Source organism: Nocardiopsis eucommiae (genome assembly GCF_965344335.1).
Taxonomy (GTDB): domain Bacteria; phylum Actinomycetota; class Actinomycetes; order Streptosporangiales; family Streptosporangiaceae; genus Nocardiopsis; species Nocardiopsis eucommiae.
The window spans coordinates 1-14,009 of record NZ_CBDRIY010000071.1; the positions used below are offsets into that span (position 1 = coordinate 1).

13 protein-coding genes are annotated in these 14,009 nt (G+C 71.6%); 7 read left to right on the forward strand and 6 right to left on the reverse strand.

Annotation, left to right across the window (positions count from 1 at the left end):
- Positions 1 to 141 precede the first annotated feature (141 nt).
- On the reverse strand, positions 142 to 1,743 hold the full coding sequence (locus ACRWK8_RS26395; protein WP_378736991.1) for a glycoside hydrolase family 13 protein: 1,602 nt from the start codon (positions 1,741 to 1,743) through the stop codon (positions 142 to 144).
- A 96-nt stretch (positions 1,744 to 1,839) separates the two neighbouring features.
- Here ACRWK8_RS26395 and ACRWK8_RS26400 point away from each other — a divergent pair, with 96 nt between their 5' ends.
- The gene (locus ACRWK8_RS26400; RefSeq protein WP_431873178.1) at positions 1,840 to 2,931 is read left to right on the forward strand and encodes a LacI family DNA-binding transcriptional regulator; all 1,092 of its coding nucleotides are present in this window, start codon (positions 1,840 to 1,842) and stop codon (positions 2,929 to 2,931) included.
- A 45-nt stretch (positions 2,932 to 2,976) separates the two neighbouring features.
- Positions 2,977 to 4,209 carry a radical SAM family heme chaperone HemW gene (gene hemW / locus ACRWK8_RS26405; RefSeq protein ID WP_431873179.1) on the forward strand — a complete coding sequence of 411 codons (1,233 nt, stop codon included), beginning with the start codon at positions 2,977 to 2,979 and terminating at the stop codon, positions 4,207 to 4,209.
- A 63-nt stretch (positions 4,210 to 4,272) separates the two neighbouring features.
- On the opposite strand, the gene ACRWK8_RS26410 is transcribed toward hemW, so the two are convergent.
- The 3 genes from ACRWK8_RS26410 to ACRWK8_RS26420 form a co-directional block, all read right to left on the reverse strand.
- Complete coding sequence (locus ACRWK8_RS26410; protein ID WP_431873180.1) at positions 4,273 to 4,884, reverse strand: DUF4870 domain-containing protein; 612 nt, start codon at positions 4,882 to 4,884, stop codon at positions 4,273 to 4,275.
- Between the two features lie 30 nt (positions 4,885 to 4,914).
- On the reverse strand, positions 4,915 to 5,244 hold the full coding sequence (locus ACRWK8_RS26415; protein ID WP_378737601.1) for a DUF4870 domain-containing protein: 330 nt from the start codon (positions 5,242 to 5,244) through the stop codon (positions 4,915 to 4,917).
- A gap of 1,495 nt (positions 5,245 to 6,739) precedes the next feature.
- On the reverse strand, positions 6,740 to 7,573 hold the full coding sequence (locus tag ACRWK8_RS26420) for a DUF3097 domain-containing protein (RefSeq protein WP_378736980.1): 834 nt from the start codon (positions 7,571 to 7,573) through the stop codon (positions 6,740 to 6,742).
- 178 nt (positions 7,574 to 7,751) lie between these two features.
- Between ACRWK8_RS26420 and hrcA the strand changes: the two genes are divergently transcribed.
- Genes hrcA through ACRWK8_RS26435 form a run of 3 tightly spaced genes read left to right on the forward strand, consistent with a single transcriptional unit; the run spans position 7,752 to position 10,652 of the window.
- Positions 7,752 to 8,765, forward strand: coding sequence for a heat-inducible transcriptional repressor HrcA (gene hrcA / locus ACRWK8_RS26425; RefSeq protein WP_378736978.1), 1,014 nt, complete (start codon positions 7,752 to 7,754; stop codon positions 8,763 to 8,765).
- Positions 8,766 to 8,769: 4 nt separating this feature from the next.
- Positions 8,770 to 9,912 carry a molecular chaperone DnaJ gene (gene dnaJ, locus ACRWK8_RS26430; protein WP_017546304.1) on the forward strand — a complete coding sequence of 381 codons (1,143 nt, stop codon included), beginning with the start codon at positions 8,770 to 8,772 and terminating at the stop codon, positions 9,910 to 9,912.
- The gene (locus ACRWK8_RS26435; RefSeq protein ID WP_378736975.1) at positions 9,909 to 10,652 is read left to right on the forward strand and encodes a 16S rRNA (uracil(1498)-N(3))-methyltransferase; all 744 of its coding nucleotides are present in this window, start codon (positions 9,909 to 9,911) and stop codon (positions 10,650 to 10,652) included. Before dnaJ ends, ACRWK8_RS26435 begins: the two co-directional genes overlap by 4 nt.
- Before the next feature lie 108 nt (positions 10,653 to 10,760).
- On the opposite strand, the gene ACRWK8_RS26440 is transcribed toward ACRWK8_RS26435, so the two are convergent.
- Positions 10,761 to 11,468, reverse strand: a complete 708-nt coding sequence (locus ACRWK8_RS26440) for a hypothetical protein (RefSeq protein ID WP_431873181.1) — start codon at positions 11,466 to 11,468, stop codon at positions 10,761 to 10,763.
- Positions 11,465 to 11,995, reverse strand: coding sequence for a SigE family RNA polymerase sigma factor (locus tag ACRWK8_RS26445; protein WP_378737599.1), 531 nt, complete (start codon positions 11,993 to 11,995; stop codon positions 11,465 to 11,467). Before ACRWK8_RS26445 ends, ACRWK8_RS26440 begins: the two co-directional genes overlap by 4 nt.
- A gap of 351 nt (positions 11,996 to 12,346) precedes the next feature.
- Between ACRWK8_RS26445 and ACRWK8_RS26450 the strand changes: the two genes are divergently transcribed.
- Positions 12,347 to 12,697 (forward strand): histidine triad nucleotide-binding protein, encoded by a 351-nt coding sequence (locus ACRWK8_RS26450; RefSeq protein ID WP_378736970.1) that lies wholly within the window; start codon positions 12,347 to 12,349, stop codon positions 12,695 to 12,697.
- Positions 12,698 to 12,900: 203 nt separating this feature from the next.
- Positions 12,901 to 14,004, forward strand: coding sequence for a PhoH family protein (locus tag ACRWK8_RS26455; protein WP_431873182.1), 1,104 nt, complete (start codon positions 12,901 to 12,903; stop codon positions 14,002 to 14,004).
- The last annotated feature ends 5 nt before the right edge of the window (positions 14,005 to 14,009 follow it).

A 14,009-nucleotide genomic window follows, 5' to 3' on the forward strand; every position in this document is an offset into this window, starting at 1 on the left:
GGGGGTTTGGGGGGGGGGGGGGGGTGGGGGGGGGGGGGGGGGGGGGGGGGGGGGGGGGGGTGGGGGGGGGGGGGGGGGGGGGGGGGGGGGGGGCCCCCGACCTCCCCCCCCCCCCCCCCCCCCCCGGGGCCTACGGCCCGATCAGACGCGCAGCCACGCCGAGGTCTCGGCGGCCAGGGTCAGCGTGCCCTCGGTCAGCGCGGCGCCGGGTCCACTGGACACCAGGACCTCACCGGAGGCGGGCAGCTCGACCACGTCCCCGGTCAGGTTCACCGCCACCCGAACACCGGGCTCGCGCTCGAAGTACAGGACACCCTCGGGCGCGTCCAGCCAGCTCATCGAGCCGTCGCCCAGGGCCTCCAGCTCACGGCGCAGGCGAAGAGCGGTGGTGTACAGCTCCAGGGTCGAGCCCGCCACGCCGCGCTGAGCCGCGCGGGTCAGCCCCGCCCACGCCTCGGGCACCGGCAGCCACGGCGTGCTGCCCTCGGGGCCGAAGCCGAACGGGGCGGTGTCGCCCTCCCAGGGCAGGGGCACGCGACACCCGTCGCGGCCCCGCTCGGTCCGGCCCGAGCGCTCCCAGGTGGGGTCCTGGAGCGACTCCTCCGGCAGGTCGGTGACCTCGGGCAGGCCCAGCTCCTCGCCCTGGTAGAGGTAGACCGAACCGGGCAGGCCCAGCATCAGCAGGGTGGCCGCCCGCGCGCGACGCAGGCCCTGCTCGCCACCGCCGAAGCGGGTCACGTGCCGGTTGACGTCGTGGTTGGACAGCACCCACGTGGTCGTCGCGCCCACGGCGCCGTTGGCCGCCAGGGAACCGTCGATCACCTCACGCAGGCGCGCGGCGTCCCACGGCGCGGTGAGGTACTCGAAGTTGAACGCCTGGTGCAGCTCGTCCGGGCGCAGGTAGCGGGCCACCCGCTGGGCGTCCTCCACCCAGGCCTCGGCCACCAGGGTCCGGTCGCCCGGGTACTCGGCGGCGATGCGCGACCACCGGCGGTAGATGTCGTGGACGCCCTCCTGGTCGAAGTAGGGCAGCGAGGTGCTGCCGTCGAGCAGGTCGGCCTTGGCGTCCGGGTCGATGTCGGGCAGCGCGGGGTCCTTGACCATGCCGTGCGCGACGTCGATCCGGAACCCGTCCACCCCGCGGTCCAGCCAGAAGCGCAGGACGTCGTCGAACTCGTCGTGCACCTCCTGGTTGTTCCAGTCGAAGTCGGGCTGCTCGGAGTCGAACAGGTGCAGGTACCACTGCTCGGGGGTGCCGTCGGCGGTCTTGAGACGGGTCCAGGCCGGGCCGCCGAAGATCGACTTCCAGTTGTTGGGCGGCTCCGCGCCGTCGGGGCCGCGGCCCTCACGGAAGACGTACCGGGAGCGCGCGGCACTGCCGGGTTCGGCGGCCACGGCCTCGCGGAACCAGCGGTGCGCTGAGGAGGAGTGGTTGGGGACCACGTCGATGATCATCCGGATGCCCAGGTCGTGGGCGGCCGTCAGGAGCGCGTCGAAGTCCTCCAGGGTGCCGAACCGGGGGTCGACGTCGCGGTAGTCCGCGACGTCGTAGCCCCCGTCGGCCAGGGGGGAGACGTAGAAGGGGGTCAGCCAGATCGCGTCCACACCGAGCTCGGCCAGGTGGGGGAGTCGCTCGCGGATGCCGGTGAGGTCGCCTTCGCCGTCACCGTTGGAGTCGGCGAAGCTGCGCACGTAGATCTGGTAGATGGCCGCCTCGCGCCACCAGTGCGACTGGTCCTTCATCTGTGGGGGTCCTTCCGGATCATGGCTGCAAGTTCTTGCGCAAGATTACCGTTTACTTTCGTCCTTGTGACGGCAATCTCGACTAGAGTTGCCCGCATGGGTCCACGACTTGCCGACATCGCACGGCACGCAGGCGTCAGCGAGGCCACCGTCTCGCGGGTGCTCAACGACAAGCCCGGCGTCGGCAGTGACACGCGCAAGGCCGTACTCACCGCGCTCGACGTGCTCGGATACGAACGCCCCGCCCGGCTGCGACAGCGCTCCGCCGGACTGGTCGGCATGGTCATCCCCGAGCTGGAGAACCCGGTCTTCCCGATGTTCGCCCAGGCGGCCGAGGGCGCCCTCGCCCAGCGCGGGTACACCCCGGTCCTGTGCACCCAGACCCCCGGCGGGATATCGGAGGACGAGTACGTGGAACTCCTCCTGGAGCGCAACGTCTCCGGGATCCTCTTCGTCTCCGGCAAGCACGCCGACACCACCGCCTCACACGAGCGCTACCAGGCCCTGGTCTCCCGGCGGCTGCCGATCGTGCTGGTCAACGGCTACACCGAGTCCATCCCGGCGGCCTTCATCTCCGCCGACGACCGCGAGGCCGGGCGCCTGGCCGTCAACCACCTCGTCGCCCTCGGCCACACCCGCATCGGCTTCACGAGCGGACCCGAGCGCTACGTCCCGGTCCGCCGCAAGCTGGAGGGCTACCACCAGGCCCTGGCCGAGCACGGCCTGGACGGCGACGACCTCGTCCAGCTCTCCCTCTTCGGCGTGGAGGGCGGCCACGCGGCGGCGGGCCGCCTCATCGAACGCGGTGTCACCGCCATGGTCTGCGGATCCGACATCATGGCCCTGGGCGCCATCCGAGCGGCCCGCCAGCACGGCCTGCGCGTCCCCCAGGACTTCTCCGTGGTCGGCTACGACGACTCCCAGCTCATCGCCTTCACGGACCCCCCGCTGACCACCGTGCGCCAGCCCGTCAACGCGATGGCCATGGCCGCCGTGCGGGCCCTGTGCGACGAGATCGCCGGCCACTCCGTCTCCCACGCCGAGTACGTCTTCGACCCCGAGCTGGTCGTGCGCGGCTCCACGGCGGCGGCCCCCGCCACGGTGCCCGGCCCGCCCGCGTCGGGGAGCCGCCTGGACGTCCCCTCCGCACTGCGCCGCGACCCCCAGGACGTGACCCCCGGGGTCTGACCGGGGAGTGTCAGGGCACGTCGTCCGGTCGGTGACACTGGAGACATGCCATCCGTAGCCCTCGACGGCGAACCCGTGCCCCGAACCGGGGAGCTCCCCGACGCCTCACTCAGCGAGCTCGGCGGGCGCCCGCTCGGGTTCTACGTCCACGTGCCCTTCTGCGTCACCCGCTGCGGCTACTGCGACTTCAACACCTACACCGCCGACGAGCTCGTCTCCCGGGACGGCACCGCCACGGCCTCTCGTGAGACCTACGCCGGGCAGGCGGCCGCCGAGGTCGCCCTCGCGGACCGGGTGCTGACCGGCGACCGGCCCCCGGTCAGCACCGTGTTCGTGGGCGGTGGCACGCCCACCCTGCTCTCGCCCGAGGACCTCGGGCTCGTCCTGGGTGAGATCCGCGACCGCTTCGGGCTCACCCCCGACGCCGAGATCACCACCGAGGCCAACCCCGAGACGGTCGACCCCGACTACCTCGTCCGCCTCAGGGCCGCCGGGTTCACCCGCGTCTCCTTCGGCATGCAGAGCGCCCGACCGCACGTGCTGCGCGTCCTGGAGCGCGGCCACACCCCCGGCCGCCCCGAACAGTGCGTGACCTGGGCACGCGAGGCCGGGTTCGAGCACGTCAACCTCGACCTCATCTACGGCACACCGGGGGAGAGCGACGAGGACTGGGCCGCCTCCCTGGAGGCCGCCATCGGCGCCGGGCCCGACCACGTCTCCGCCTACTCCCTGATCGTGGAGGACGGCACCCGGCTGGCCGCCCGCGTCCGCCGGGGCGAGCTCACCGAACCCGACGACGACGCCATGGCCGACCGCTACCTCATGGCCGACGAGGCCCTGGCCAGTGCCGGGTACAGCCCCTACGAGGTGTCCAACTGGGCCCGCACCACCGAGGGGCGCAGCGCGCACAACATGCTCTACTGGACCGGCGGCCACTGGTGGGGCGTCGGCCCCGGTGCGCACAGCCACGTGGGCGGGACCCGCTGGTGGAACGTCAAGCACCCGGCCGCCTACGCCGCGCGTCTGGCGGCCGGAGACAGCCCAGCCCAGGCCCGCGAGGTGCTCACCGAGGCCGAGCGGCGGTTCGAGCGCGTCCTGCTGGAGCTGCGCGTGGACGGCGGCTGCCCGCTGGAACTGCTGGACACCGCAGGGCTCGCCGCCGCCGAACGCCTGGTCGGTGAAGGACTCCTCGACCCGCGAGCGCACTCCGAGGGGCGGGCCGCGCTGACCCGGCGGGGCCGCCTGCTCGCGGACGCCGTGGTCCGCGACCTCACCTGAGACACGGACGAAGGAGGGGCCCGGCACGATGCCGGGCCCCTCCTTCACACGTGGATCAACGGGCTACTTCACCCAGGTGACATCCATCGGGTACCGGGCCCACTCGCCCCGGTCCACCGCCGACGCCGCGCGGAAACCGGAGACGATCGAGAAGATCACCAGACCGATCAGCCCGAGGAAGCCGATCAGGACGATCGTGAGGACCCACGAGATCATGTAACCGATCAGCATCACCAGCTGGAAGCTGAGCGCCCGAGCGGCCTGGTCACGGACGTAGGGCGACTCGTCCTTCTTCGAGATGTAGACGATGAGCGGCAGGATCCAGCCGAGGAAGCCGCCGCCGATGTGGGCGAGCTTCGCGGAGCTGCGCTCCTCCGGGGTCGGCACGTAGGCGCCGTAGCCCTGCGCACCCGGCTGCTGGTAGCCGCCGTACGGGCCGCCGTGGGGCGGCGGGTAGCCGCCCGACTGCTGGTAACCGCCCTGGGGGTAGCCGCCGGGCTGCTGGTAGCCGCCCTGGGGCGGCGGCGGGTAGCCACCGCTCTGGGGGCCGTTGTACGGAACGGGAGGACCACCGGGGACACCACCCTGCTGCGGGTAGCCGGGAGGGGGCGGGTAGCCCCCGGACTCCCCCTGACCGTAGGGATCGTGGGGGTTCGGGTTGTTCGGATACGACATGGTGGTTCCTTGGTGTGTGGGCGCGCGTGACTACTTCAGGAGGCGGATGCTCACGGGGTAGCGGGACCAGGCTCCCCTGTTGGCTCCGGAGGCTCCCAGAACGCCGAAGACGATGGAGACGATCCATACGAGGGCGATGAGCAGGTAGCCGATCCAGGACAGGCTGGGGAAAAAGATACCCAACCCGAAGAACGCGACGCCAGCGAGGACGTACGGGATCAGCATAGTGATCTGGAAGTTCGCCGCTTCCGACGCGTGGTGGCGGATGAACGGTGACCGCCCGCGCCTGGCGAAGTAGATCGCCAGCGGCGGGATCCAGCCGAGGAACGCGATGACGAACCCCGACAGGTGCGCGAGCATCGAGACCAGGACGTCGTTGTCGCCACCGGCGGGCTGCGCGCCCGGGGGCTGGCCGTAGGCGGCCTGCTGCGGCTGCTGGAACTGCTGCCCGTAACTGGCCTCGGGGTGGAACTGCGGCTGCTGGGGCGCCTGGGGCCGTCCGTACGCCTGTTCCGGCGGCTGCCCCCATGCGGGCTGGGCTCCGCTCACCTGCTGGTCGTGGGGCTGGATCCGCGGCTGGCCGCCGGTGTGCTGTGCCCAACCAGACTGCGCCTGCTCGTGGGGTCCTCCCCACCCGGGTTGCTGCGGGGCCTCGGGCTGGCTTCCGGCGGCCTGCCCCCAGCCGGTCTGGGCCTGGGGCTGCCCCCACGCGGGCTGCTGGGCCTGCGGCTGCCCGCCGGTGTGCTGCTGCCAACCCACCTGCGCCGACCCCTGCTCGTGGGCCTGGCCCCACCCGGGCTGCTGCGCCTGCGGGGGCTGGCCGTACGCCTGGGGCTGCTGGGGGTGGGCTTGCTGGGCCTGCGGCTGCCCCCACGCGGGCTGAGCTCCGCTGGTTTGCTGGGCCTGCGGCTGCCCGCCGGTCGCCTGTTCCCAGCCGGGCTGGAGGTGGGGCTCCTGCGGGTGGGCGGGTTGGGCCTGTGGTTGTCCCCATCCGGCCTGGGCCCCGTTGACCTGCTGGGTTTGGGGTTGCCCGCCGGTCGCCTGTTCCCAGCCGGGCTGGGCCTGGGGGTACGGGGCCGGTGCCTGCTGGTGCGGTGGTCCCCACGCGGGCTGAGCTCCGCTGACCTGCGGGTCCTGGGCCTGCGGCTGCCCCCACCCGGGCTGGGCGCCGCTGCCCTGCTGGGCCCCGTGGGGATGGATCTGCGGTTGGCCGCCGGTGGCCTGCTGCCAACCCGGCTGGACCTGTCCCTGGTCGTGGGGCGTAACCCCTCCGGGCTGCTGAGCCTGGGTGTGGGTCTGGTGCGGCTGGTGCGGCTGCCCCCATCCCGGCTGCTCCGAGGGCTGCGGTGCCTGGACCTGGGGCTGGCCGTACGCCTGGGGCTGCTGGGAGTGGGCGGGCGGAGCCGCCTGGACCCCGGGCGGGCCCCATCCGGGCGACGGAGGCGTCTGCGCCGCGCCCTGTTCCCCGGCGGGCTGGTCTCCGCCGGCCTGCTGCTGCGGGGCGGGCTCCGCGGACGGCCCCCACCCGGGCTGCGCCCCGCTCATCCGCAGCGTCTCGGCGTCGGGGCGCACCCGCGGCTGACCGCCGGTCGACGTCTCCCCGGCGGGCCGCGCGCCGCTCTGCTGGTCGGGGTCCTGCGGCTGCTGCTGTCCCTGCGCGTCGTCCGGCGACGGACGGCTGGACGGGGTCTCGCTCATGCTCTTCCTCGACTCCGCTGTTGGGGGCGCTTGCTGTGCCCGAACGAGTCGGGCCGTACCGACGACCGCGGAGGGCCGGAGGCCGGGAGGCCTGAGGGAGACGGGGAACGACGTTCCGAGGGTCCCATCAGACCATGTGATCGCGACAATCCTAGTGTTACGGAGCGTGCGGGCCCGTGACGAAGTCGATGAGCTCCTCCACCCGCCCCAGCAGGGAGGGTTCCAGGTCCCCGTAGCCACGGACCGAGCCGAGGATGCGACGCCAGGCCTCACCCGTCTCCATCCGCCACCCCAGGGCGTCCACCACGCCCTCCTTCCAGGGCTGACCCCGGGGGATCTCGGGCCAGGCCCCGATTCCCACCGCGCCCGGGCGCACCGCCTGCCACACGTCCACATAGGGATGGCCGACCACGAGGACGTCCGCGCCCCGGACGCGCTCCGCGATCCGGCTCTCCTTGGACCCCGGCACCAGGTGGTCCACCAGGACCCCCAGACGGCGCCCCGGTCCCGGCGCGAACTCCGCCACCACGGCGGGAAGGTCGTCGACTCCCTCAAGGAACTCGACGGCCACTCCCTCCACGCGCAGGTCGTGGCCCCAGACCTTCTCCACCAGCTCGGCGTCGTGCGCGCCCTCCACGTAGATCCGGCTCTCCCGAGCCGTGCGCGCCCGCGCGTCGGTCACCGCGATCGATCCCGAGGCGCTGCGCAGCGGGCCCCTGGGCTCCGCCGCCGGACGCACCAGCGTCACCGGCGCACCGTCCACGAGGAAGGCGGCCGGGCCCAGCTCGAACACCCTGCGGCGCCCGTCCCGGTCCTCCAGGGTCACGGCGGCCTTGTCCCAGGACACCACCGCGCCGCAGAAGGTCTCGTCGGCGTCCTCCACGACCAGGTCACGACTGAGGGGTATCTCGCGTACCGCGCCCTTCCTCGGTCGTCGCCAGTCTCCCGCCAGAACGTCGCGGCCGTAACGGCCGGTTCCCTTGGTAACCACGGTGGTGCAGTCTACTGGTGACACACTCGGTAATCCCGTTGGCGGGTGGCGCACGTCGCGGCTCGGTCAGGGAAGAAGCACCCCCCGTCTCCGTGTTACCGCGTGCGGGTAGCCGTGCCGGTTTGCGGCCGGGCATAGAATTAGCACTGAGGACCTTGGAGTGCCAGGAGGTGGCGAGTTGCTGGATGAGCGCAAGCTCGCGGTCCTGCGTGCGGTCGTCGAGGACTTCGTCAACACCAACGAACCCGTGGGTTCGCGGGCGTTGGCGGACCGTCACCCCCTTGGTGTCTCCCCGGCGACCATTCGCAACGACATGGTCGCCCTCGAGGAGGACGGCTACATCGCCCAACCCCACACCAGTGCGGGACGGGTGCCCACCGACAAGGGGTACCGGCTCTTCGTGGACCGGCTCTCCTCCGTCAAGCCGCTCTCGGCGGCCGAACGGCGCGCCATCGAGTCCTTCCTCGGTGGTGCCGTGGACCTCGACGAGATCGTCGCCCGCACGGTGCGTCTGCTCGCGCAGCTCACCCGGCAGGTCGCGATCGTCCAGTACCCGTCGCTGACCCGCTCGTCGGTGCAGCACGTGGAACTGGTGCCGCTCGGCGGTCAGCGCATCATGATGGTCGTCATCACCGACACCGGACGGGTCGAACAGCGCGTCATCGACGGGCTGGGATCGGTCAGTGAGACCGTGGTGGACGACCTGCGCACCATGCTCAACCGCGCCATCGCGGGCAGACACCTCGGTGACGTGCCGGACGCGGTGGAGGACCTGCCCGCCCAGGTCGCACCGGAGGACCGGCCCGTCGCGGTCGCGGTCCTCTCCGTCCTGCTGGAGAGCCTCGTGGAGAGACACGAGGAGAAGATCGTTCTGGCGGGCACCGCCAACCTGGCCGCGGTCGACTTCGCGGCCAGCCTGCGCGAGGTGCTCGAGGCGCTGGAGGAGAACATGGTCCTCATACGACTCCTCGGTGAGGCCAAGGACCCCTCCATGCTCACGGTGCGCATCGGCGCGGAGAACTTCCACGAGGGCCTTCGATCCACTTCCATCGTGTCGGCTGACTACGGCGTGGGAAACCAGTCGCTGGCCAAGATCGGAGTGGTGGGCCCCACCCGTATGGACTACCCAGGGACGATGGGCGCCGTCCGTGCGGTGGCCCGGTATGTCGGACAGATTTTGGCAGGACAGTAACTCAGTGGCCAGAGACTATTACCAGGTTCTCGGGGTGCGTCGCGACGCGTCCAAGGACGAGATCAAGAAGGCGTACCGGCGGCTCGCGCGCGAGCTCCACCCGGACATCAACCCGGACCCCGCCACCCAGGAGCGCTTCAAGGAAGTGACCCAGGCCTACGAGGTCCTCTCCGACGAGAACAAGCGTCGGATGTTCGACATGGGCCAGGACCCCTTCGCCCCAGGTGGCGGCGGCGGTGCCGGAGGTTTCGGCAACGCGGGCGGGTTCGCCTTCGACGACATCATGAACGCCTTCTTCGGCGGTGGACAGCCCGGCGGCCGCGGCCCCCGGGAACGGGTCCGGCGCGGGCGCAGCATCAAGATCCGCATCGAGCTCGACCTCGTCGAGACCGCGTTCGGGGTCAGTCGGGAGATCACCTTCCCGACCGCGATCCTGTGCGAGACGTGTCAGGGCGAGGGCACCGCGGCCGGTTCGCACCGGACCACCTGCGACATGTGCCACGGCCAGGGCGAGGTCTCCCAGGTCACGCGCTCCTTCCTCGGGCAGGTCATGACCTCGCGTCCCTGCCCGCAGTGCTCCGGCCAGGGTTCGGTCATCACCAACCCCTGCGGCGACTGCGCGGGCGAGGGCCGGGTCCGGGAGAAGGTCACCCGCACCGTCAAGATCCCCGCCGGAGTCGACGACGGCACCCGCATCCAGCTCGCGGGTGAGGGCGAGGTCGGCCCCAACGGCGGACCGCGCGGCGACATCATCCTGGAGATCGTCCAGAAGCCCCACCCGACCTTCGAGCGTCGCGGCGACGACCTGCACTGCACCATCACCGTCCCCATGACGGCGGCGGCGCTGGGCGCCTCGTGCGCGTTCGACACCCTCGACGGCACCGAGAACATCGACCTGCGTCCGGGCACCAACTCGGGCCACGTCATCACCCTGCCGGGCAAGGGTGTCACGCACCTCGACGGCGGCGGCCGGGGAGACCTGCGCATCCGTGTGGACGTGGAGACCCCGGGCAAGCTGGACGAGGAGCAGGAGGCCCTGCTGCGCAAGTTCGCCGAACTGCGCGGGGAGGACCAGAACCCGGGTCGCTTCAGCCCCGGCCACGGCGGCTTCTTCTCCAAGATCCGCGACGCCTTCGGAGCCAAGTGACCCCGCCGGTCTTCCTGGTCGGGACCGCCGCGCTGGCGGGCGACCGGATCCGACTGGACGGTCCGGAGGGCCGCCACGCCGTGGCGGTCCGGCGCATCCGCGAGGGCGAGACCGTCGACCTGTCCGACGGTCTCGGCCTGCGCGTGCGCTGTGAGGTCGACGAGGTCGTCGGCAAGGACGCGCTCGTCTGCCGTGTGGTGGAGCGCCGGAGCGAACCCGAGCCCCGACCCCGGATCACCGTGGTGCAGGCCCTGCCCAAACGGGACCGGGGCGAGCTCGCCGTCGAGATGATGACGGAGGCCGGGGTCGACGTCGTCGTGCCCTGGTCCGCCGAGCGCTGTGTCACGCAGTGGAAGGGCGACCGCGGAGCCAAGGCCCTGGCCAAGTGGCGGGCGAGCGCCCGGGAGGCGGCCAAGCAGGCCCGCCGCGCCCGGACGCCCGAGGTCACCGAGCCGCTGGACCGCAAGGGGGTGTCCGCCCTGCTGGCCGGGGCGGACCTCGGCGCGGTCCTGCACGAGGAGGGGGCGCGTCGGTTGTCCTCGCTGCCCCTCCCGGAGGAGCCCCGCGGTACGGGGATCGTCCTGGTGGTCGGCCCGGAGGGCGGGATCTCCGAGGCCGAACTGGCCGCCTTCGACGAGGCCGGGGCGGTGCGGACCCTGCTGGGGCCCTCGGTGCTGCGCACCTCCACCGCCGGGGTGGCCGCGCTGTCGGTCCTCCAGGCCCGTACGGGACGCTGGTGAGCGGGTACGGGGTGGCGCGGCGCCACCGACCGTGAACGCGAGCACGACGAAGGGCCCGTGGGATCTCCCACGGGCCCTTCGTCGTGTCCGTCCGAGTGGGGCCGGGGGTCAGCTCGCGCTGGCCCCGTCCTCCTCACCGTTGCTCCCGGATCCGTTGCCGGGGTCCTCGGTGCCCTCACCCGGGTCGGGGTCGCCACCGTTCCCGGGGCTGGTGGGCTCGTCGGTGGGCTCTTCCTTGGGTTCGTCGGTGGGGGCGCAGGTCTCCCTGACGTCCCGCTCCTCGTCCTTGCTCTTCCCGTCCTCCGCACGAGTGTCGTCCGTGGGGACCGGTGTGAGCTCCTCGCCGGGCGGGCACGAGGCGGTGGACTCGAACCCGTCGTCCTCGGAGGAGGAGGGCGAGCTGTCCGGGCTGGGCGGGCCCTCGGGGTCCTGGTCCTTCTCCTCCGCCGGCTTGCTGGTGCCGGAGGTGGAGTCGGTCGAGGGATCGGGGGCCGCCACGCCGCCGTTGCCGTCGGCGTGGGCCTCGGGCGGGGTGCCCTCGCGGTCGGCGCCGGCCGGGACGATGTCCAGGACCTGTTCACGGACCTGGGGGCTCGACATGATCACCGACGCGACGATGAGGACGGCCGCCGCGACGGCGGCCACCGGTCGGAGCCACGGCAGCCCGAACCACGCCGAGCCGCGTTGGTGCTCGGTGCGCTCGCGGATGAGGTTGAGTCCTTCGGCCGACGGGGTCATCTCGTCGGCCTCGGCGCGGAGTATCTGACGGAGTTGGTCCTCGAACTCCGATTCGTTCCTGTCGTTGGGGCTACTCATGACGTCTGCTCCAGTACAGAGCGAAGGGAGGAGATGCCACGCGAGGTGTGGCTCTTGACCGCGCCTCGACTGATGCCCATGGCGTCCGCGATCTGTGCCTCGGACAGGTCGCCGTAGTACCGGAGCACGATGGCCTCTCGCTGACGGGTGGGTAGCTTGCGCAACGCGGTGATGACCGCCTCGCGTTCCAGCAGGTTCATCGCCCCGTGCTCGGCACTGGGTGCGTCGGGCAGGGCCTTCGGGGCGTGCTTCTCGACGACCGCCCTGTGGCGCAGAACCGACCTCGCCTTGTTCACGACTGCCTGGCGGAGGTAGGAGAGGGCCTTGTTCGGGTCCCTGAGGCGCCGCCAGGCACCGTGCATGGCGACGAAGGCGTCCTGGACGACCTCCTCGGCGGTCGCGTGGTCCCTCACGAGCAGGGCGGCGAGCCGAACGAGCGGACGGTAGTGCTCCCGGTAGAGCTCCGTCACGGCGTGGTCAGCGTCCCACTCGACCGAGAGCGGCGCCGTGGTGGCTTTGGCCACCAAGGTTTCTGTCGTCACATCAGTTCGACGCACACCCTTGTCGCGGGGTTTACGAAAGGGCATACCTCTTCATTTCCAGTAGACGTGCGTTCCGATCCGAACACGTCGGACGTGGCAGAACGGCGGGCGTGTCCACAGCCTGACGCGCACGGGCCCAAAGACTACCGCGCCCCGATCGGTCGCTGGAGGGGATCGTGGATCGGAAGGGTTGCGGAAAGGTTGAGGGTTCATCTCCTCATACCCCGTGTACCTGCGGTGTTCCGCGCACCTGCGGCATCATGGGCACCGGACAATTCCGATGACCCGAGAAGCGGCGCCGCCACCGAGCGCGGGCCGCGTGACGGAAGGCGAGCGATGGTCGACCCCGACTGCCTCTTCTGCAAGATCGTGAAGGGCGAGGTCCCCGCGGACATCGTCCGCGAGGGGGAGCGCACGGTCGCGTTCCGCGACATCAACCCCCAGGCGCCCACCCACGTCCTGGTCGTCCCGCGCGAACACGTCGCGGACGCGGCCACGGCCGCCGCCACCGACACCGGACTGCTGGACGCCCTGGTCAGGGACGCCCACGAGGTGGCCAAGGCCGAGGACGTGGTGGACTCCGGCTACCGGATCGTCTTCAACACCGGCGCCGGGGCCGGGCAGACCGTCTTCCACCTGCACGCCCACGTGCTCGGCGGTCGCGGCCTGAACTGGCCCCCCGGGTAGGGGCGGAAATATCCCATCGAGCCCGCGGGGCCCTCGTTGGTAGACTCGGGGACGGGCCCCACCGGCCACTTCGGTTGTCCCACACACCCCTGGTGACCGTGCTCGACACCGACCCGGTGTGCGGCCCGTCCGCGAGGAACCCCGGGCGACCCAGGCCCCGGGGCCGTGACCGAAGGGTAGGACAGCGGCCGCAAGGCCACACCATGGCCGAGTCAACTCACACGCACCAGGACCCGGAGACCCAGGTCAAGGTCGTGGTGCCGGACGAACACACGATGATCAGCCTGCTGGGCTCGGGGGACGAGCTCCTCCGCGCGCTGGAGCGGTCCTTCAAGAGCGACATCCACGTCCGCGGCAACGAGTTCACCATCAGCGGGACCCCCGAGGAGACGGCCGTGGTGGTCCGCCTCGTGGAGGAGCTGATCGAGCTCGCCAAGAGCGGCACCCACGTCACCCCGGACACCATCGAGCGCATGATCCACATGCTGCGCTCACCGGGCAAGGAACGTCCCGCGGACGTGCTGACCACCAACATCCTGTCCAACCGGGGCAAGACCATCCGCCCCAAGACGCTGAACCAGAAGCGGTACGTCGACATCATCGACGAGCGCACCGTGGTGTTCGGCATCGGCCCGGCGGGCACCGGCAAGACCTACCTGGCGATGGCCAAGGCGGTGAAGGCCCTCCAGGACAAGGAGGTCAACCGGATCATCCTGACGCGGCCCGCCGTCGAGGCGGGTGAGCGCCTGGGCTTCCTGCCCGGCACGCTCTACGACAAGATCGACCCCTACCTGCGTCCGCTCTACGACGCCCTGCACGACATGCTCGACCCGGACTCCATCCCCAAGCTGATGGCCGCCGGAACCATCGAGGTCGCCCCCCTGGCGTACATGCGTGGACGTACGCTCAATGACTCCTTCATCATCCTGGACGAGGCGCAGAACACCTCGCCCGAGCAGATGAAGATGTTCCTGACGCGGCTCGGCTTCGGGTCCAAGATCGTGGTCACCGGTGACGTCACCCAGGTGGACCTGCCCGGGGGGCAGACCAGCGGGCTCCGGACGATCGAGAACATCCTGCGTGATATCGATGACATCGCCTTCTGCCGACTGACCAGTGAGGACGTCGTCCGGCACCGGCTGGTGGGCCAGATCGTCGACGCCTACGGCCGCTACGACGCCGCTCAGGGCGGACCGGGCGGCGGCGACCGGGGCCGGCCGGGACCGCGCGGCGGACGTCGCCGGGGCGGCGACACCCCGAAGGACCGGGCCGACGGCGCCGAGGGCCCCGAACACCGGGCAGACTGAGGAGA